This is a genomic window from Halomonas bluephagenesis, assembly GCF_054790765.1.
In genome coordinates this window covers 3,004,379-3,022,496 of record NZ_CP133631.1, presented here as the reverse complement: position 1 = coordinate 3,022,496, position 18,118 = coordinate 3,004,379, and the positions used below count along the sequence as shown (strand labels likewise).

Genomic DNA, 18,118 nt, shown 5'->3' with positions numbered 1-18,118 from the left:
TCTATTGATCTGGGTCAATCAGAAAGAGGCGCTTTGCCGCACCCTGAGGGCTCAAAAATATGTTAAGCGACTGTCACGCTAAGCGATGCCTGAGGAAGACAGTCTAGTAATTTAGGTGCGTGCTCATCGTCAGTCACGACAATATCGAAATCGGATAACGCGGCAAAATAGGCTGGGCGCACTAAGCCAAATTTACTGGCATCAACAATCAACAGGCGTTGCATGGCAGTCGCAATAGCGGCCTGCTTTGGAGCCACTTCGTGAAAATGGAAACAGCTAACGCCCCGTTCGCAGTCCACCCCCGCCGCCGAGATCAGTGCTTTATTAATGCCTAAACGCTCAATAGCAGCTCGCATACCATCACTGCCAAACGACTGTGATGAAGCGTAAAACAACCCACCTAGCAGCACTAACCGAACATTGGGCAGCGTGGCCACTGAGTTAGCCACGTTAAGGGCATACGTCACCACGGTGAGTTCGCGGAAATGGCTAAGCTGGCTAAGCAACGGAATCAGTGTTGAACCACAGTCAATAAACAGCGTGTCGCCCTCCTCAATCAAGCTGGCAACCCGCTGACAGAGACGGTGCTTAACCTGATAGTGACTCGCCTGCTGCTCGGTTAGGTCGTACACCGGCGTTACGCCAGGGTAGTTTGCCATGACCAGCCGACCGCCCAACAAGCTAATCGCCGAAGGCTGCGTAGTAACGTCCCGACGGATCGTCATTTCAGAAACGCCGCACAGCTCAGCAGCATCACGCAGATGCAATGTTCCCCCGCTGGCTAGCGCTTCTTGCAACATTGCCAAACGCTGAGCGCTTCGGTCGTTCATGGCAAATCTCTCCTTTAGTCCCAAGTTCAGACGTTATTTTTCTATCAGCGGTTAGCAAGTATTCGAAGCCTATGCTGAGCCAGCCCTTGCGTTATTTCCACTGTCAGACACCATCATTCGACTATTTGAGAGTCATATCACATCCAAAGGACGTTGATGTCGTAATACTTGCAAATCAACGTTAAAAAAATAACACTCAATGTTATAATTTTAACATTAACGCCAGCCCACACGACTCATAACAAACCTGTTGAGGCTTCCATGACTATTCAAACTCCTTCTCGTTTTTCTTTCGTCACGCTTGGCGCTGGCGTTTTACTGGCAAGTACTGCGCTGGTAACGCCAGCGTTAGCAAACGACACCCTCGCGTCACCGACGACTCCCCTTTGGTCATTTGCCAATGTGTCAGTGAACTACTTGGATTGGTCAAACGGCACTGAAGCACGTACCGCTAATAACGCAGCAAAAAGCGATTTCACGTTTGTAGAAATCGAAGGCGGCGTAGGTTACAGCTGGGGCGAATTCTACGGCTTTTTCGATTTCGAGAACCCGACGAACGACCAGTTTGACGAATCAAGCGGCGGTAAAGATAACTTCCGTACCGCGGGCAAAATTACCTCGCACATTTATTTAGGTGACAGCCCGCTATCGATCTACGCGCATCTGTACGACTTCCGCGATTATGGTTTCAACGCTCGCGAGCAGGATCAAATTCTCGGTCTTGGCTACCGCACGACCTTCGACAATGGCCTATGGTTCAAACCGTTTATTGGCGCAGCTCGCGTGCAGAGCGACGGCTATACTGGCATGAATGGCTTTATGGCAGGGTGGGTAGCAGGTTATGACTTCTCAGCGCTCAACCAGAACTTCAGTGTCACCAACTGGCATGAACAAACCTTTGGCCGTGATGACGAGTACCTGGAGCAGAACTACGTAGGCGATAAAGCGGGCAGTGTGGGCACCAACGGCGCGCTTAGCTTGTGGTGGCACCCTTCTGAGCTAATTACCACTGGCGTGCAGTATCGCTACTCAGAGAATAAGCTGGGTACCCCGGACGCTTACCAAAATGCGATGATTTACTCAGTAAAGCTAAACTTACTGTAATCGCCCCACTTCACTCGCTCGGAAGGTACCCACATGACCCTCATCATGAGCCTGGTAGGTATGGTTACGCTGGTAACCATCGCACTAATCTTCTCTTACGACCGTAAATCGATTCGGCTGCGTACTGTGCTCGGCGCGTTTGCCATTCAGGCAGGGATAGGTGCATTTGTTCTTTATGTGCCATTTGGCCAAGCGGTGCTACAAGCTATCTCGTCAGGCGTTAGCCAAGTATTAGTCTACGCCAATGACGGCATCGGCTTTCTGTTTGGCGGCTTAGCCGATGTCGACAACGTTGGCTTCGTTTTTGCCATAAAAGTACTGCCAGTGATTATCTTTTTCTCGTCACTCATCGCGGTACTTTATTACATCGGCATCATGCAGTGGGTCATTCGGATTTTAGGCGGCGCGCTGCAAAAAGCACTTGGCACCTCACGTACCGAATCGCTTTCAGCCACGGCAAACATCTTTGTTGGCCAAACCGAAGCGCCGCTGGTGGTTCGCCCGTTTATCGCCCGAATGACCCCTTCTCAGCTATTTGCAGTGATGTGCGGTGGCCTAGCATCAGTGGCTGGTTCAGTTCTGGCGGGCTACGCCGCGCTGGGGATTCCTATGGAGTACTTGGTCGCCGCTTCTTTTATGGCGGCACCGGGTGGCCTGCTGTTTGCCAAGCTGATCATGCCTGAAACCCAAGACGCAACCGATAGCGACAGCGTTTCTAAAGTAGAAGAAGAGCTTAAAGAGCAGGAAGACAAACCCGCCAACGTATTAGATGCAGCCGCAGCGGGCGCTACGTCAGGTATGAAGCTTGCCGCCAACGTCGGTGCCATGCTGCTGGCGTTTATTGCTCTTATCGCTCTTATTAACGGTATTTTGGGCGGCATCGGCGGCTGGTTTGGCTTTGAATCGCTCAGCCTTGAGCTTATCCTCGGCTGGCTGTTTGCACCGCTTGCCTTCTTACTTGGCGTTCCCTGGGAAGAAGCCACGCTGGCAGGGTCGTTTATTGGTCAAAAGCTGGTGGTGAATGAGTTTGTGGCCTTTATTAACCTGGCTCCCTACATTGATGGGGAACAGGTAGTGGCCGCCACGGGTCAGATGATGACACCACACACCATGGCAATTCTTTCCTTTGCGTTATGTGGCTTTGCCAATCTGTCATCCATTGCCATTTTGCTAGGCGGTTTAGGCAGTATTGCTCCTACTCGCCGCAAAGAGATTGCTCGTTTTGGCGTGAAGGCCGTATTGGCCGGTACACTCTCTAACCTAATGTCGGCCTCAATTGCTGGCTTCTTTATTGCGTTGAGTAGCGCCACGGCTTAACGCAGCGAGCACGATACTATGCAACGGGCGCTGCTGTTTTCACGCAGTGCCCGTTCTGTCTTTTATTAATTTGTGAGAACTCCATGACTGCGACTGCCCCTTCTCAGCACACTCAAGCCCATATCATCCAAGCCGCCCGCCAAGCACTCACCCTCATGGATCTGACGAGCCTGAACGACAGCGACACCGATAGCACCATTGAAGCGCTGTGCCAGCAGGTTAAAACGCCTTTTGGCAACCCGGCAGCGGTATGCGTTTACCCACAATTTGTGGTTACCGCGCAGCGTGCGCTAACCGCTCACAAGCTCAATGACCACGTTAAAATTGCCACGGTTACCAACTTTCCTGACGGCGGTGACGACATCATGGGCGCTGCCCGTGAAACCCGCGACGCCGTCGCTTCCGGTGCCGATGAAGTCGATGTAGTTTTCCCCTATCGCGCGTTGATGGCAGGCGATGAAGCAACCGGCCTTGAGCTGGTCGAAATGTGTAAAGCCGCCTGCGCCGGACAAGCACGCTTAAAAGTCATCATTGAATCAGGCGAACTCAAAGATCCCGCGCTTATCAAGCGTGCCAGTGAACTGGCCATTGAGGGCGGCGCTGACTTTATTAAAACATCGACGGGCAAGGTCGAAACGAACGCCACCTTGGAAGCCGCTGAGATTATGCTCAACGCGATTAAAGCCAGCGGTGAAGATGTCGGGTTTAAAGCCGCAGGTGGCGTTCGCACCGCCGAAGAAGCCGCCGACTATTTGGCACTTGCCACTAACATTATGGGCGCGCAGTGGGTAACGCCTGAGCACTTCCGGTTTGGCGCTTCCAGTCTGCTGGGTAATTTATTGAACACGCTAAGTGGCGCTTCACAGGCCGCTCCGCTCTCCACTACTAATGGAGGCTACTAAAATGTCGTCTACCGCTTCTCATCACGCTCTCCTGCCCCAGGAACTGATTCGCCTGAAGCGCGATAGCCAGCCGCTACCTGCGGAAGAGATCAAAGCCTTCGTGCAGGGCATTGCCGATGATCGCATCAGCGATGCCCAAATTGGCGCCTTCACCATGGCGGTGTTCTTAAACGGCATGAGCCGTGAAGAAGTGGTCGCACTGACCACGGCGACCCGCGACTCCGGCCATGTCATGCAGTGGGATTCCCTCAACCTGCCCGGCCCAATTGTCGATAAACACTCCACTGGCGGCGTTGGTGATCTAGTGTCGTTGGTACTCGGCCCCTGGGTCGCCGCCTGCGGCGCGTTTGTGCCGATGATTTCAGGTCGTGGACTTGGCCACACTGGCGGCACCCTGGACAAGCTGGAATCGATCCCCGGTTACGACCCCTACCCAGCGCCAGAACGGTTTAGCAACGTGGTGAAATCTACCGGCGTGGCGATTATCGGCCAAACCGGCAACCTGGCCCCCGCCGATAAACGCATTTACGGCGTGCGTGATGTGACCGCCACCGTGGAATCCATTCCGCTGATTACCGCCTCTATTCTGGGTAAAAAGCTGGCCTCCGGTTTAGACGCCTTAGTGATGGACGTTAAGGTTGGTAGCGGCGCCTTTATGCCTACGCCGGAAAAATCCCGCGAGCTTGCCAAGAGCATCGCCAACGTGGCGACCCAGGCCGGCACGCCGACCACGGCTCTGCTCACCGACATGAGCCAGCCGCTGGCCCCCTGCGCCGGCAACGCGGTCGAAATCGTCGAGACCCTGGCCCTGTTGCGCGGCGAACGTGCTAACAGCCGCATCATGCAGGTCACCCGTGAGCTCGCGGTAGAAATGCTGATGGCTGGCAAACTGGCAAGCTCTCGTGAAGAAGCCCTGACCAAGCTGGAAAAAGCGCTCACATCAGGTGCAGCAGCCGAGGTCTTCGCCCGGATGGTGCGCGAGTTGGGCGGCCCCGCCGACTTTATGGAACGCTCGGATAGCTACTTAGCCACCGCACCGGTCATTCAGCCGGTGTACCCCGAGCAGAGTGGCATCGTACAGCGCATCGACACCCGTGCCGTCGGTATGAGCGTGGTCGAGCTGGGTGGTGGCCGCCTGCGCAACGACGCTAGCGTCGATCACAGCGTCGGCTTTAGCGATATTGTCGAAATTGGTGACCGCGTCGATAGTCAGCGCCCGCTAGCTATCGTTCACGCCCGCAGTGAAGACGCGGCCAACCGTGCCGCTGCCCAATTGCGTGCTGCCATGACCCTTAGCGAAGAGGCTGCCGCTGCGGACACACTGCTTCAAGAAACCTTCCGAGGAGAAGCCTAATGCGCCGTGCGATTGTATTAGTACTTGATTCTTTCGGGATTGGTAGCGCCCCGGATGCTGACAAATTCGGCGATCAGGGGGCTGACACCCTGGGCCACATCGCAGCCGCCTGCGCCCGCGGTGACGCCGATACTGCTGAGCGCTCAGGCCCCTTGAAACTGCCCAACATGGCGGCGCTAGGTCTGTTCCACGCCCACCGCGATGCGACGGGAAACGTTGCCGAAGGTGTTAGCCTGCCAACTCAATTGAAAGGCGCGTATGCCCACGCCAAAGAGATTTCCAGCGGCAAGGACACCCCTTCCGGCCATTGGGAAATTGCTGGTGTGCCGGTGCGCTTTGACTGGGGCTATTTTCTTGATAAAACCGACAGTTTTCCCACCGAGCTGTTAGAAAAAATCGTTCAACAAGCCAGCCTGCCCGGCGTAATCGGTAACTGCCACGCATCCGGCACCGAGATCATCGCCCGCCTGGGCGAAGAGCACGTCCAAAGCGGTAAGCCGATTGTTTATACCTCGGCAGATTCCGTGTTTCAGATTGCCGCCCACGAGGAGCACTTTGGCCTAGAGCGCCTCTACACGCTTTGCGAAACCGTGCGCGAGCTTCTCGAGCCTTACAACATTGGCCGCGTGATTGCCCGCCCGTTTAACGGCGATGACAGCGCAAGCTTTGCCCGCACCGGCAACCGCCGCGACTACAGCGTTGAGCCACCCAGCCCCACCGTGCTGCAGAAACTGGCAGATGCGGGCGGCGAAGTGGTCTCGATTGGCAAGATCGCGGATATTTACGCGCATTGCGGCATTACTCATAAGGTCAAAGCCAGCGGTCACGACGCCCTGATGGAAGCCACGCTCGCCGAAGTGGCACGCACCGCTAAAGAGTCCAGTGACCGAACCACCATGATCATGACCAACTTTGTTGATTTTGACTCGGTTTACGGCCACCGCCGCGACGTGCCGGGCTACGCTGCCGCGCTTGAGCATTTCGATGCCCGCCTGCCGGAACTGCTTGCCGCACTGAACGATGATGACCTGTTGCTGCTCACCGCCGACCACGGTTGCGACCCCAGCTGGGAAGGCACCGAACACACCCGCGAATACGTGCCGGTAATGGTGCATGGCGCAGGGTTTGCCCCCGGCCCGCTAGGCGAGCGCGACACCTTTGCCGATATCGGCCAGACATTAGCCGCCTTCTTCGCCGTTGAAGCGATGGAAGACGGCAAGAGTTTTTTACCTAAAGCGGCTTAAAGGCCGATGACAAATCATTAGCACACTATTGTGCAAGGCCAGTATCAACCCGTAGCGGGGGTCTTTCGCCAAGGATGGCGAAAGTAGCGCCCAGGGAAGGGTTTACAGCGCCCCCGCCTAGGGTTGTTCGGGCCAATCATTTTTTAGATAGGAGCGTTTTATGGCAACACCACATATCAATGCTGAAATGGGCGATTTCGCGGATACCGTTTTGATGCCCGGCGACCCGCTGCGCGCCAAGTACATCGCCGATACCTACCTGGAAAATGTTCGTCAGGTGAACGATGTACGCAGCATGTTCGGCTACACCGGCACTTACAAGGGCCGCGAAATTTCGGTCATGGGCCACGGCATGGGAATTCCGTCGGTGTCAATTTATGCCAAAGAGCTGATTACCGACTACGGCGTTAAGTCGATTATTCGTGTAGGTTCCTGCGGCGCAGTGCGCGACGACGTTAACGTACGTGACGTAGTCATCGGCATGGGAGCCTGCACGGATTCCAAAGTGAACCGCATGCGCTTTAATGACCATGACTTCTCGGCCATCGCTGACTTTGAGCTAACAAGCCACGCGGTAGCAGCTGCCAAGGCACAGAATGTGCCGGTAAAAGTCGGCAATATCTTCTCAGCGGATCTGTTCTATAACCCGCAGACCGACATGGCCGAACTGCTCAAGCGCTACGGCATCGTGGGTGTGGAAATGGAAGCGGCAGGCCTTTACGGCGTTGCAGCAGAGTTTGGTGCTCGCGCGCTAACCATCTGCACGGTGTCCGACCATATTCTGAAAGGCGACTCGCTCTCCAGCGCCGACCGTCAGACCACCTTCAACGACATGATGACGATTGCGTTGGATACAGTACTGCGCGACGACGCCGCTAAGGCCTAATAGCCATTATGAGGATAACGCCATGAGCCAAGCTGATAAGGCACTGGTTGACACGCTGCTGACCACCTTGGGCAACGCTTATGCGCCCTACTCCAATCATCCGGTAGCAGCGGTGATGGAGTGCCCAGATGGCCAGCAATTTGCTGGTTGTAACGTGGAAGTGGCGCATTATAAAGGGCTGTGTGCGGAAGCCTCGGCGATTTCCGCCATGATCACCGCTGGCCAGCGCGAGCTGGCCAAGGTGTACGTGATGGGCCCAGGCGAGCACCTGTGCACACCCTGTGGCGACTGCCGTCAGCGCATTCGTGAATTCGCCACCCCAGAAACGCAAATTATGGTGCTTTCCCACCAGGGCGACGTGCTGAAAACCTACACTATGGAAACACTACTGCCCGATGCCTTCGGCCCCGAGCAACTGCCGTCGCATCAATCTTAATTTTACTATAAAACATAAAAAAACCGAGCAAATAATTGCTCGGTTTTTTTATGCTTTTGAAACTTAAATAGTATTTATCTTGGTAGTAAAATCATCTTTTAAAAGTATTAATATTACACAATTTTAAGTATTTACTCCCCCAATACGAGCCTGATATGTTAGCCAGCTTAAATCACTCAAACCATTTAAAAACCTCAGACGAGCAGCCACTTAAGCACGCTTTAGTGGCTTTCAGGAAGGTAATACTGCTATGGAACAAGCGAAGCTCGGCGACCAAGTTGCCTGCCCCTGTAAGGGAGGCCCTCACCGCATTGTCAGTGCGGCCTCGACCACCTTTATTGACGGTGTTCCCGCCGCCCGCGTTGGCGACCGCAGTTCCTGCGGCGACAGTATCGTCACCGGCCTGGATTGGTACACCATTGAAGGTGCCGCGCCTGCCATTCATGGCAGCCAAACTTCATGTGGCGGAACGGTAATCGCAGCCTCCAGTGCTGTCACTGGCCAACCTTCAGGCGGGGCAAACACTTCATCTCTGTCTAGCATTCAGCCGCCTAACGACATCAATAATGAATACGGTTCCCCTCGGGCCAATAACCTAGGTGAAAAATCAGCTCAAGGTGGCGCTAGCGAGCAAGTTTTGAGAGATGAACAGGAGCCACCCATCGTTAATATGGCAGAAGATAGATGGGAGAGCATTGTCAACGACACACCAGCAATATTTGAGATCGAGGACAATCCGAACACGTCTGGAAAAGAACCATGGTATGCGCTCAATGCGTTCGAGGAAGTTAATGAAAACAAGCAAGCATTCGAAGAAGTTGGCAGAGAGGTAGGCGTAGACACAAAACTGTTGAGGGCCATCGCGTACATTGAAACAACCCATGGTTATTACGACAGGATTCACCCACGGAATACATCATTCCGGCCCATGAATATAAACTACGAATATTGGAAGCCCATCGCAGATGAGGCGGGCTTCACACGGTATGAGGTTGTCAATTATCCATACCCTAACATCTATGTTTCTGCAGTCCTGCTGAAAAGGATTCAAGCTAGAGTTGTACCTTCCAGCATCGAAAAGGTCGCTAGTATCTACAATGCTCTTGGTGCAGAACATGTAAATGATTACGGTGCCCGAGTGAAGTTCATCTACGATCAAGAGCTATGGGAAAGCAGAAGTGAATAAACAGCGCATCAAAGTGATATGCCTACTTATTTCGATTACTCTTGCCTTGATTATTGCGACCCTGATGGTCTATGTGGCACTCGATCATAATCCCCAAGGGGAGTTTTGCGCGTACACAACCGATATGTCTTCCTGTGAGTACCAGTACGGGGCCATCACTTCCGTATTTTTTGGATGGCTGTTTGCGTCCCTATTTATCTTCGGGATTCTTGCGGTGTTGCTCTGTCTTATCGGTCGATGCATTGTTTTTTTCAGCCAATTAATTCAGCGATAGTCTTATCCTAATTGAACGAAGTTATATTAACGGTGAGAGTTACTCCAATACCACCTAGTACCAGCAAGACGACTTCTATCCAAGTAGTAGAGAAATGACATGATTAAGACATTACTCCTTATTCTGCCAATTTCCGTTTTAATTTCAGCTTGCCAAGAAAGCACAGACCACAAACTTAATGTCGAGTCTATCGATCTTCAAAGACAAGCCAACGAAGAAGTGGCCTTCGGAATAGCAGAAGAAAATAGCGCAAGACTGGATAGAGCCAAGAAACTGATCGAACAATCGCTGGAAGTAGATCCCAACAACCATGAAGCTCTGCTCAATAGAGCTCAGGTTGCCGTCTACCGACAAAACTACGATATCGCACTACGTGATGTGGAAAGCGCTTTTGACATTGCGCCAAGAAATGACTCACTACTCCTTTTTCGCTGCATTCTGATAGAAGAAGTCGAGGGTAATGACAGTGGAAAGGAGTGCTACTCAACTGTCGAGAAGCATTACGCCGAGCGACATAGTACTGATAACAAAATCCCCGCCAACTGGGTGGGCGCGGCCATCCTGGCTGACACCCACATTGCGTCAGAACTGGTCGAGGCATATCTTGAGCAGGAAAGGGTGAAATGGAAACTGAAATGGCCAAAATGACAGTCGAAAGCCTCCAGGATGGAAGCTATGTGAATAAAGTGTTGATGCGGAAGAAATAAATACTTGGCCTTCATTCTTGAAAACGTTACCTGGCTTGCCGCTTTCAAAGCAGTCTCAGTAGCCCATATGAAAATTCAACCTGTTTCCCGCAGTACCAGCGTCACCGGCAGCGATACATGCCGGGGCGCTTTGTTTGCTAGCGCTTCGCCCAACAGCTCCACACTCATTGCCGCAATCGCTGCAATATCTTGGCGAATGGTGGTTAACCCAGTGGCAAGGGTTGGCAGGTCATCAAAGCCGGTCACTGCGACTTGGTGAGGCACGTCGATTCCCCTGTCTTCTAGCGCAGCGACGCAGCCCAGCGCCAGCTCGTCGGTGGCGCATACTAGCGCATCAAATGGCAGCGTTTGGCCGTTTGATGTATCCGCCAACAAACGATTTAAATAGCGATAGCTGGTTAGTGAATCTGAGCTAAAGCGGTGCGGCAGGCTAATCAACTGCTCAGAAAGCCCTGCTTCATCAAGCGCCCGTCGGTACCCCTCTAAACGGCTGTGAGGACGCGGTATTTCCAACTCACCGCCAACAAAGGCGAGCTGTCGACGCCCTTGCGCGATGAGGTGGTGCGTCATTTCATAAAACCCTTGAGCATCATCCGGTGCGACCGAAAATCCTTGCCCTGGGTTGCCAATACGTACAAAAGGCACGCTGGCATTTTCTAGCAAGCTGGGGCGCTCATCCTCGGCGGTTTCACCCAGTAGAATAGCCGCGCCCGCCCGTTCGGGAAGCTCGGCAGTTTGATCGTGGTGGAAAAAGATCGGCACCATGCCCTGCTGGTGCAGTGCCACGGTTAAGTGCTGATACAGCAAAATATAGTAGGGGCGAAGCTCGATATCCTGACGCCCCAAGGAAATACCGACTACAGCAGCTTTACCACTAATCAGTTGCCTGGCTGCTGCGCTAGGTTGATACGCCACTTCACGGCTGATGGTGAGAATTTTTTCCCGCAACGCATCGCTTAGCCCAGGCTTACCATTTAGCGCCCGACTAACCGAGGCAATGGATACATCGGCCCGCCGGGCTATTTCACGTATGGTCGCCGTTTGGGCGCTCTGTTTGGTCTGTTTCATGCCATGCCTCAGCGACTCGGCTTATGATTGTGCCAAAAATTGTGCCGAAAATCGCTAAGCATTGCGGCAAATCCAGCTACCAACCACGCCTCCCTATACGGGCAAGCTCGCTATCGAGCTGCTGAATTGCTTGTTCGGGGGAAGTATCCCCGGATAGGGCATCATGCACGCGGTTAAACACTGCGTTAGACACCCGTGGATACGCTTCTCCAGTAACGCTCGCAGGACGTGGTACGCCGTTCATAACGGTTTCATAAAGTTCGCCAATAAACGGATGGGCTTCCAGCACCTCGGCATTTTCATAGAGCACAGGCCGCGTCGGGTTTCGACCAAACTCAACGGCGTGAGCTTTCTGCTGCTCCTCAGCCGTGAGATAAGCCACTAGGTCAGCGGCGATGTCAGGGTGCTCTGAATAGCGCGAAACCGCCCAGTTCCAGCCGCCAAGCGTCGCGACAGACTGCCCTTCGGGCCCGCGGGGTAACGGCGCGACGCCAAACTTGCCTTGAATGGGCGTGCCATCTGCCTGCCCCAACGACCAGACATAAGGCCAGTTGCGCATAAACACAGCATTACCCGCCTGGAACACCCCGCGTGCTTCTTCTTCCATGTAATTGCGCACACCCTCAGGGCTAATATCACCCACCCAAGAGGCTGCTAGCGTGATGGCCTCTACGGCTTGGGGATTATCGATGGTGACTTGCCCATCAGCATTCACAAAGGTGCCGCCACCGTAGCTAGCTATCCACTCCAACGCATTCGTGGTCAGCCCCTCATAAGCTCGCCCCTGAAACACAAACCCATGCATGCGCGCATTACCTGCGTCGCGCTCAGCCTGCTGGATACGCCGCGCGGTGTCAGTCAAGGCCTGCCAAGTTTCTGGCACTTCGGCGTCGTATCTGTCTAGCAAGTCGTGGCGGTAATAGAGCAGCCCTGCATCCGTAAACCACGGCAATGCCACCAGCTTGCCCTGCACGGTATTGTTATCCATCAGTGAGGGAATAAAGCCGTCAGTCGCGCCCTCCGGCAAGTAGTCATTTAGGTCAACCAAGTGGTCGGCCAGTAGCCCTGGCCACACAATATCCACCATCAGCACATCCACATCTTGCGATTGGCTGCCTAATAGTTGCTGATAGAGCGACAACTTCTCAGTCGCCGATGCTGGCGTGGTGACAATATTCACTTGGTGGCCGTTAGCGTTGGCCCACTGTTCTGCCAGCGTTGGGCAGAAATCTGCTGCCCCACCATCGCCGCAGGCAATGGTAATTTCAGCCGCCATGGCAGGCAGCGTTGTGGGCAGCAGGGCAAGCAGTACAGCTGATGAGCGCAGGTAATAACGCATAGCATTCACCTCTATTGTTATTGGTAGTTAGGATTGTTATTAGTAGATAGGGTGCTCGTTAACTTAATCGGATTAGTATTTTGTTATTTGAAGAGCCACCCACCTAGCTGGCAATCGCTAGGCTGCGGTCTTCCTGGCTTGATACGAAACAGGCATCGAGCACGGTTTGAATCGCAGCGCCGCGTGCAAAATCAGGTTGATCGTTATTCCCACTGCGAATGCTCTCGACGAAGCGCTGGTAAATACTCGGCGTGGACGGTGCTTTCACTGTGCTCCAGCGAGCGGGATGTACGTCATCATCGAGACATACCTGCACATCCTCTTTTGAGGCGTCCAGGTCAATACGAATTGCTCCTTTATCGCCGTGTACACTCAGCGCCAGCGAGTTGTGATGCCCTGTTGCCCAACGTGTAGCCTGAATAGTGCCCTTTGCGCCATTGGCAAATGACACTCTCATCAGCGCCGTATCATTGGCATCCAGCACATACTCACCAATGCGATTGTCTGGCGCTTTTTCAAAGCAGGTTAGCTCACAGTTAACGCGGGTAATGTCGCCAACAGGGAAGCTGGCAAAGTCGACAATGTGCACGCCGACATCGCCTAATACGCCTTTGCTGCCGTGGGACTCGGAAAGCCGCCACAACCACTGGCTATCTTCATTCCAGCGTCCCCAGGCGTTACTCACTAGCCAGCTTTGCCGGTAACTAGCATCTACATGACGAACTTGACCAATCGCCCCTCCCGCAATCAGCGCACGTGCGTGCTGAATAGCTGGGGCATCGCGGTAGCTTAAGTTGACCATGTTGATCACGTTAGCGGCCTGAGCAGCCGCCGCCATTTCATGGGCATCTTGTGCATTTGTCGCCAGCGGCTTTTCACACAGAATATGCTTTCCGGCGGCAATGGCGGCCAACGATGTAGCTTTGTGAACACCATCAGGAGTTACATTGCTTACCGCGTGAATATCATCCCGAGCCAGCATGGCTTCCAGGTCTTGATAAACGTCAGCAATGCCATGATGCTCTGCAAACGCCTGGGCTTTGGCAAGGTCTCGGTCGCACACGGCAACCACTTCGATTCCTTCAAGACGGCCAAAATGCTTGGCGTGCTCGCCGGCCATGCTGCCTGCACCAATTATCGCCAAACGGATCATTTGAAGCCCTCCTCGCCAGGTTTATGCAGGCTTTCGCCTTTAATTTCGACCGGATTAGGCGCTTGTTCAGCGGGAACATTAGGGCAGCTGTCGATCCATCGAGAACCTTCCGGGCGCGCCCAAGTCACGGCGTTTTTCAACACAGTTTTCACTTGAGCATCGTAATAAATCGGGTAAGTTTCGTGGCCGGGACGGAAGTAGAAAATCTTACCGTTGCCACGTTTATAGGTCAGACCAGAGCGGAATACTTCCCCCCCCTCAAAGGCACTGATAAAGATCACTTCATCAGGATTGGGCACCGCAAACGGTTCGCCGTACATTTCGGTATGGGGCAGCTCGATATAGTCCCCCAGCCCTTGAACAATCGGGTGACCTGGGTTCACCACCCACAGCCGTTCCCGCTCGCCCGCTTCACGCCACTTGAGTGAACACGTAGTTCCCATTAAGCGCTTAAAGATTTTCGAGTAGTGCCCTGAGTGCAGCACAATCAAGCCCATGCCCTGGAGCACGCGTTTTTGAACGCGGTCGACGGTCTCCTCAAGCACGTCACCATGGGCGGCGTGGCCCCACCATAACAGTACATCGGTATTGTCGAGCGTCGCATCGCTAAGCCCCTGCTCAGGGTCTTGCAGCGTCACGGCAGTGGCATTTATGCCTTCCGCTTCGTTTAAACCTTCGGCGATGCACTGGTGCATGCCCTTAGGGTAAATACGCGCCACGACATCATTGGTTTGCTCGTGGACGTTTTCTCCCCATACGGTCACGTTAATGCTCATACATTCTCCTGCGAAATAAAACATCTTCAAAAATGACCCACGAGGCTTAAAGTAAACGTTTACTTGCAAAGAGTAAACGTTTACTTAAATACAACTTTAGTCGCTTTTTACGAGCAAAAAGAGTGCGCATTAGCGCCCACAAAAAAGCCCGCTGCACTAAGCAACGGGCTGTTTAGCTAAGAAACACAGCGTATTAGAAGTAGCCCGCTCCACGAGGCATCATGCCAAGGTGATTTTCAACACTCTTGACGCCCTGGGTATTTTCAGCCGCTACGGTTACCGCTTGCTTCTGTTCTACAGACTCTACTAGCCCCCAAATTTCTACGTTTCCGCCATCGACAATCACACTAAAGCTTTCGGTTCGTACGCCGGTGTTATTGTCGACCTCTTTAAGAATGGCTTCACGAATAGAGCGATCATCCTCCGGCGACTGAGTCGGCGCTACAATCGCGTTAGCAATCCCTTGAAGTAAGTTTGCGCGACTGACAATACCGACGAGCTTACCGTCTCGCACCACTGGCACACGCTTGATGTGATGCTTTTCCAGCAAACGAGCAATGGTATGCAGCGGTGCATTCTCTTCGACGGTTAGTGGCTTGGAGGTCATTACCTCATGCGCCTTACGACCATGGGATTTAACATACTCACCCGCATCTTTACCGCCACTGAAGAGCGATAGCCACCAAGAGCGGCTATCGTCCGCTTCATCTTTCACTCGACGCATCAAATCGCCTTCGCTCACGATACCCAACACCCTACGTTCGTCATCGACGATCGGTACAGCACTGATGCGGTGTTCGAGTAGCAACTGCGCTATATCGCGCACGTTTGCGTCGGGGCCTACACACACCACGTTGGGTGTCATAATGTCGATAGCTTGCACAGTGTCCTCCTGGCGACAGGGTCGCAGTCGCAAATTATATTGCTCACCTTTTGAGACTAGTGTGCTACTGGTGATTTCGCTATGCAGGCCCAACATCAGTGCCAGTCTATTGATCCAACGCAGTTTATTTGCTGATTTTCTCTACACTTTCCTCAGCGACTTTCTCGATATCGACAATACCTGAACGACTCACAACCACTTTCCACCGAGCTAGGTAGGTTGTGTCCTCACTGCCGGTCTCGCGAATGACCAAGTTAAACAAGTGACGCCTTTCGACACTTTCTCTAACAGCCTGCCCTTCTTTCAGACGGTAAATGAAGTGCTTCTCTTTGCTCATTAAGCGCGTCAGCATGGAAAGATCGATATGCAACGTTTCACGGGTATGCTCATAACCGCTTAAAAAGCGGGTGGGTGACATACGCGAGCTGGAACGGTAATGAAGCACTTCCTCTTCACGCTGAGCAACCGTACGACGGCGCATTTGCTGAATATCCGCCTCTAGTGCGGCATAACGTTTATAATCGAACCACTCTAACTGCCGGCCCACCGATTGATTACGGGTCGGGTCGATATATTGTCGCCGCCACTTTGGCCTTCCACGACGAAGCCAGCGCCATAGCGTGTTACGCAAGTCGTCTTTAAATACTTCCCGCATCGCATAAAGCAGCGCCATGGCCAATACAAACAGCGCAGTAACATCGCCCAGTACGCTACGCAGGTGGAGCACACCAAGCGATACAAAGGTCATTACTACCGCGTTAGCCAGTGCTTTCACTGCTTTCTGCTCGCCGCTCCCAAGCTCTAGGGCACGCTGTTTCAGCGTAATCGGGTGTTCAATAAGTCGCCGTAGCAAGCGCATTTTATTCGACATCCGAGTGGGATCTTCCATTACCCGCTCAGCGTTATACTCTTGCTCTTTTCGGTAGTCACTCTCACGCTGGCAGACGATAATAAAGCGACGCTTTATCTCGCTAAACTCGCCGCCACGAGGCATATGCGCTACCAGTGCCAGCAGTTGCTGCTCGGTAAACCAGGAAAGGTAATTATCGATGTTGGCAAAGTATTTATAGAGCCGCTCATCTGTGGGCGAATTGCGACGCAACCGTTTAAGAATACCTTCGCTCAAATCGCTCATTTCATGCAGTTGATCACGTAGCGCATCGGCTAGCTCTTGAAGCTCACTACTCTCTTGACGCTGATCGCTGGTTGCGTGGCGTAGTTTTCGGGCACTGACCAGCATTGCCTGTGTCGTTCGCTCTAACGCTCCAACGTATTGATAAGCGTACAAACTTAAACTTAACCGATAGGAATCACTGCCCAACTGATTGCGGCTCGCTAAACGACTATGAACCAGCGGCAAATGGTACTCATCACTGTAGTAAGTACGTGAAACACTGATCGCACCGTGATAAAACGCCTCTTCTGAAATGACATGGGTGCTAAGCCCAAGCTCTTTAGGCACAAATAGGTAAACATCGAGCGTGTGCGACGTTTCTTCCTTGAGCCGTCGAGTGAGCCTCAGCTGAAAGCTATTTTTACGCTCAACATTGATCACCTAACGAATCTCCTACTTCATTGCGTAACGCGATGATATACCATGGCCAATCATTATCAGGATGGCCGTTTAAGTGCCACTGTGGTCACCGTCTTTGCCTTGGAGCCAAGGAATGTCCATTGCCCGTTTTTCACCCTTTGAGCTGTTGCTGCTGAAAAGCCGCAGCCAAGTGGATACGGCAACACTACTACTGTTAGCCTGGGTGCTTGTGCATCGCCAACAGGTGTCTGAAGGCCAGCGGCGACGCCGACTGGCTCAGGTCACCGCGCAATTTCGCCATGGACACGAACTTGGGCCAGTGATGGGTATTGCCCATAGCCAAGACCTTCAAGCCATTCAATTAGCTGCTGAAGTGGTGCGCAAAGAGTGTTCCAGCGAGCGCAGCCTAAGCATACTTCACCAAGCGATCACTGTGGCCACCGACGATGGTGAGTTATCTCTGAATAACCATTACATTCTGGGCTTTCTCGCTGATTTGCTAAATGTCACGCCTGCCACGCTTAACACACTCTTTCATGAGTTAACGGGCAAACCATTGCGAGCAGCAGAGGATCCCAGCCGAGACGCTTACTGGCAGGTGCACGACCCAGAATATCACGCTCGCAAGGCACGCGACGCGCACGCTGCTGAGCAAAAAGCCAAAGAGGCCCAAGCGAAGGCCGAAGAGCGCCAGCGTGCTAATACGGAACAACAGCAACAAAAGCGGCAGAACAAACAGCGCCAACAGGAAGAAGCACACCGCGAGAAGGCAAAAAAGGAACAGTCCAAACAAAAAGAGCGCCGCAATCGACAAGAACACACTCAACAGCAAGAGCGACAACGTTGGCAACAAGAGCAAGCACGTCAGGAAGAAGCACATCGCCAGCACCGACAACGGGAACGCCCTTCACCTCCCCCCGACCGCACCACTCGGGCTCTCGCTGTATTAGGGCTGACACCTGGGGCAAATCGTGCCGATATCCGCCGTGCCTATCGTCGCATGGCGCAGCTACATCATCCTGACCGCTTCTATTCGGGTAGTGAACATCAAGTAGCACTGGCATCAACACGCTTTCAGCGCATCAAAAGTGCCTATGATTATTTGATGCAAAACACCTGACCAGC

Annotated in this window: 17 protein-coding genes; 10 read left to right on the top strand and 7 right to left on the bottom strand. The window is 53.2% G+C overall.

The annotated features are described in order from the left end of the window. Window positions 1–62: 62 nt before the first annotated feature. Complete coding sequence (locus REH51_RS13635) at window positions 63–830, bottom strand: DeoR/GlpR family DNA-binding transcription regulator (RefSeq protein WP_009722387.1); 768 nt, start codon at window positions 828–830, stop codon at window positions 63–65. A 261-nt stretch (window positions 831–1,091) separates the two neighbouring features. Here REH51_RS13635 and REH51_RS13630 point away from each other — a divergent pair, with 261 nt between their 5' ends. The 9 genes from REH51_RS13630 (at window position 1,092) to REH51_RS13590 (ending at window position 10,181) form a co-directional block, all read left to right on the top strand. Beyond that, window positions 1,092–1,934, top strand: coding sequence for an outer membrane protein OmpK (locus REH51_RS13630; protein ID WP_009722386.1), 843 nt, complete (start codon window positions 1,092–1,094; stop codon window positions 1,932–1,934). Between the two features lie 33 nt (window positions 1,935–1,967). Next, entirely contained in the window at window positions 1,968–3,251 is a 1,284-nt protein-coding gene (locus REH51_RS13625) for a NupC/NupG family nucleoside CNT transporter (protein ID WP_009722385.1), read from the top strand. Between the two features lie 83 nt (window positions 3,252–3,334). Continuing rightward, complete coding sequence (gene deoC / locus REH51_RS13620) at window positions 3,335–4,153, top strand: deoxyribose-phosphate aldolase (RefSeq protein ID WP_009722384.1); 819 nt, start codon at window positions 3,335–3,337, stop codon at window positions 4,151–4,153. A gap of 1 nt (window position 4,154) precedes the next feature. Next, a complete protein-coding gene (deoA, locus tag REH51_RS13615) occupies window positions 4,155–5,507 on the top strand; it encodes a thymidine phosphorylase (protein ID WP_009722383.1) in 1,353 nt (450 codons plus the stop codon). After that, on the top strand, window positions 5,507–6,751 hold the full coding sequence (locus REH51_RS13610; RefSeq protein ID WP_009722382.1) for a phosphopentomutase: 1,245 nt from the start codon (window positions 5,507–5,509) through the stop codon (window positions 6,749–6,751). Before deoA ends, REH51_RS13610 begins: the two co-directional genes overlap by 1 nt. A gap of 160 nt (window positions 6,752–6,911) precedes the next feature. Next, window positions 6,912–7,637 (top strand): purine-nucleoside phosphorylase, encoded by a 726-nt coding sequence (gene deoD / locus REH51_RS13605; RefSeq protein WP_009722381.1) that lies wholly within the window; start codon window positions 6,912–6,914, stop codon window positions 7,635–7,637. 22 nt (window positions 7,638–7,659) lie between these two features. Continuing rightward, entirely contained in the window at window positions 7,660–8,073 is a 414-nt protein-coding gene (gene cdd / locus REH51_RS13600) for a cytidine deaminase (protein ID WP_009722380.1), read from the top strand. 250 nt (window positions 8,074–8,323) lie between these two features. Next, window positions 8,324–9,259, top strand: coding sequence for a PAAR domain-containing protein (locus REH51_RS13595; RefSeq protein ID WP_498936074.1), 936 nt, complete (start codon window positions 8,324–8,326; stop codon window positions 9,257–9,259). A 373-nt stretch (window positions 9,260–9,632) separates the two neighbouring features. Then, window positions 9,633–10,181 carry a tetratricopeptide repeat protein gene (locus REH51_RS13590; RefSeq protein ID WP_009722377.1) on the top strand — a complete coding sequence of 183 codons (549 nt, stop codon included), beginning with the start codon at window positions 9,633–9,635 and terminating at the stop codon, window positions 10,179–10,181. A gap of 134 nt (window positions 10,182–10,315) precedes the next feature. Here the strand turns inward: REH51_RS13590 and REH51_RS13585 are convergent, their stop codons facing one another. The 6 genes from REH51_RS13585 to REH51_RS13560 form a co-directional block, all read right to left on the bottom strand. Further along, window positions 10,316–11,308, bottom strand: coding sequence for a LacI family DNA-binding transcriptional regulator (locus REH51_RS13585; protein ID WP_009722376.1), 993 nt, complete (start codon window positions 11,306–11,308; stop codon window positions 10,316–10,318). Window positions 11,309–11,384: 76 nt separating this feature from the next. After that, window positions 11,385–12,647 carry an ABC transporter substrate-binding protein gene (locus REH51_RS13580; protein ID WP_009722375.1) on the bottom strand — a complete coding sequence of 421 codons (1,263 nt, stop codon included), beginning with the start codon at window positions 12,645–12,647 and terminating at the stop codon, window positions 11,385–11,387. 103 nt (window positions 12,648–12,750) lie between these two features. After that, window positions 12,751–13,800 carry a Gfo/Idh/MocA family protein gene (locus REH51_RS13575; protein WP_009722374.1) on the bottom strand — a complete coding sequence of 350 codons (1,050 nt, stop codon included), beginning with the start codon at window positions 13,798–13,800 and terminating at the stop codon, window positions 12,751–12,753. Next, complete coding sequence (locus REH51_RS13570; RefSeq protein ID WP_009722373.1) at window positions 13,797–14,576, bottom strand: ThuA domain-containing protein; 780 nt, start codon at window positions 14,574–14,576, stop codon at window positions 13,797–13,799. The genes REH51_RS13575 and REH51_RS13570 overlap by 4 nt, the downstream gene beginning before the upstream one ends. 193 nt (window positions 14,577–14,769) lie before the next feature. Continuing rightward, window positions 14,770–15,459, bottom strand: a complete 690-nt coding sequence (locus REH51_RS13565; RefSeq protein ID WP_009722372.1) for a CBS domain-containing protein — start codon at window positions 15,457–15,459, stop codon at window positions 14,770–14,772. A gap of 124 nt (window positions 15,460–15,583) precedes the next feature. Beyond that, window positions 15,584–17,014: a hypothetical protein gene (locus tag REH51_RS13560; RefSeq protein WP_498936072.1), complete on the bottom strand. Its 1,431-nt coding sequence runs from the start codon at window positions 17,012–17,014 to the stop codon at window positions 15,584–15,586. Between the two features lie 112 nt (window positions 17,015–17,126). Here REH51_RS13560 and REH51_RS13555 point away from each other — a divergent pair, with 112 nt between their 5' ends. Beyond that, a complete protein-coding gene (locus REH51_RS13555; RefSeq protein ID WP_234667863.1) occupies window positions 17,127–18,113 on the top strand; it encodes a J domain-containing protein in 987 nt (328 codons plus the stop codon). Window positions 18,114–18,118: the final 5 nt, after the last annotated feature.

Bases quoted from the DNA above. Each gene is read 5' to 3' on its own strand.
- REH51_RS13635 (WP_009722387.1), bottom strand. From the start codon at position 830: ATGAACGACCGAAGCGCTCAGCGTTTGGCAATGTTGCAAGAAGCGCTA.
- REH51_RS13630 (WP_009722386.1), top strand. From the start codon at position 1,092: ATGACTATTCAAACTCCTTCTCGTTTTTCTTTCGTCACGCTTGGCGCT.
- REH51_RS13625 (WP_009722385.1), top strand. From the start codon at position 1,968: ATGACCCTCATCATGAGCCTGGTAGGTATGGTTACGCTGGTAACCATC.
- deoC (WP_009722384.1), top strand. From the start codon at position 3,335: ATGACTGCGACTGCCCCTTCTCAGCACACTCAAGCCCATATCATCCAA.
- deoA (WP_009722383.1), top strand. From the start codon at position 4,155: ATGTCGTCTACCGCTTCTCATCACGCTCTCCTGCCCCAGGAACTGATT.
- REH51_RS13610 (WP_009722382.1), top strand. From the start codon at position 5,507: ATGCGCCGTGCGATTGTATTAGTACTTGATTCTTTCGGGATTGGTAGC.
- deoD (WP_009722381.1), top strand. From the start codon at position 6,912: ATGGCAACACCACATATCAATGCTGAAATGGGCGATTTCGCGGATACC.
- cdd (WP_009722380.1), top strand. From the start codon at position 7,660: ATGAGCCAAGCTGATAAGGCACTGGTTGACACGCTGCTGACCACCTTG.
- REH51_RS13595 (WP_498936074.1), top strand. From the start codon at position 8,324: ATGGAACAAGCGAAGCTCGGCGACCAAGTTGCCTGCCCCTGTAAGGGA.
- REH51_RS13590 (WP_009722377.1), top strand. From the start codon at position 9,633: ATGATTAAGACATTACTCCTTATTCTGCCAATTTCCGTTTTAATTTCA.
- REH51_RS13585 (WP_009722376.1), bottom strand. From the start codon at position 11,308: ATGAAACAGACCAAACAGAGCGCCCAAACGGCGACCATACGTGAAATA.
- REH51_RS13580 (WP_009722375.1), bottom strand. From the start codon at position 12,647: ATGCGTTATTACCTGCGCTCATCAGCTGTACTGCTTGCCCTGCTGCCC.
- REH51_RS13575 (WP_009722374.1), bottom strand. From the start codon at position 13,800: ATGATCCGTTTGGCGATAATTGGTGCAGGCAGCATGGCCGGCGAGCAC.
- REH51_RS13570 (WP_009722373.1), bottom strand. From the start codon at position 14,576: ATGAGCATTAACGTGACCGTATGGGGAGAAAACGTCCACGAGCAAACC.
- REH51_RS13555 (WP_234667863.1), top strand. From the start codon at position 17,127: ATGTCCATTGCCCGTTTTTCACCCTTTGAGCTGTTGCTGCTGAAAAGC.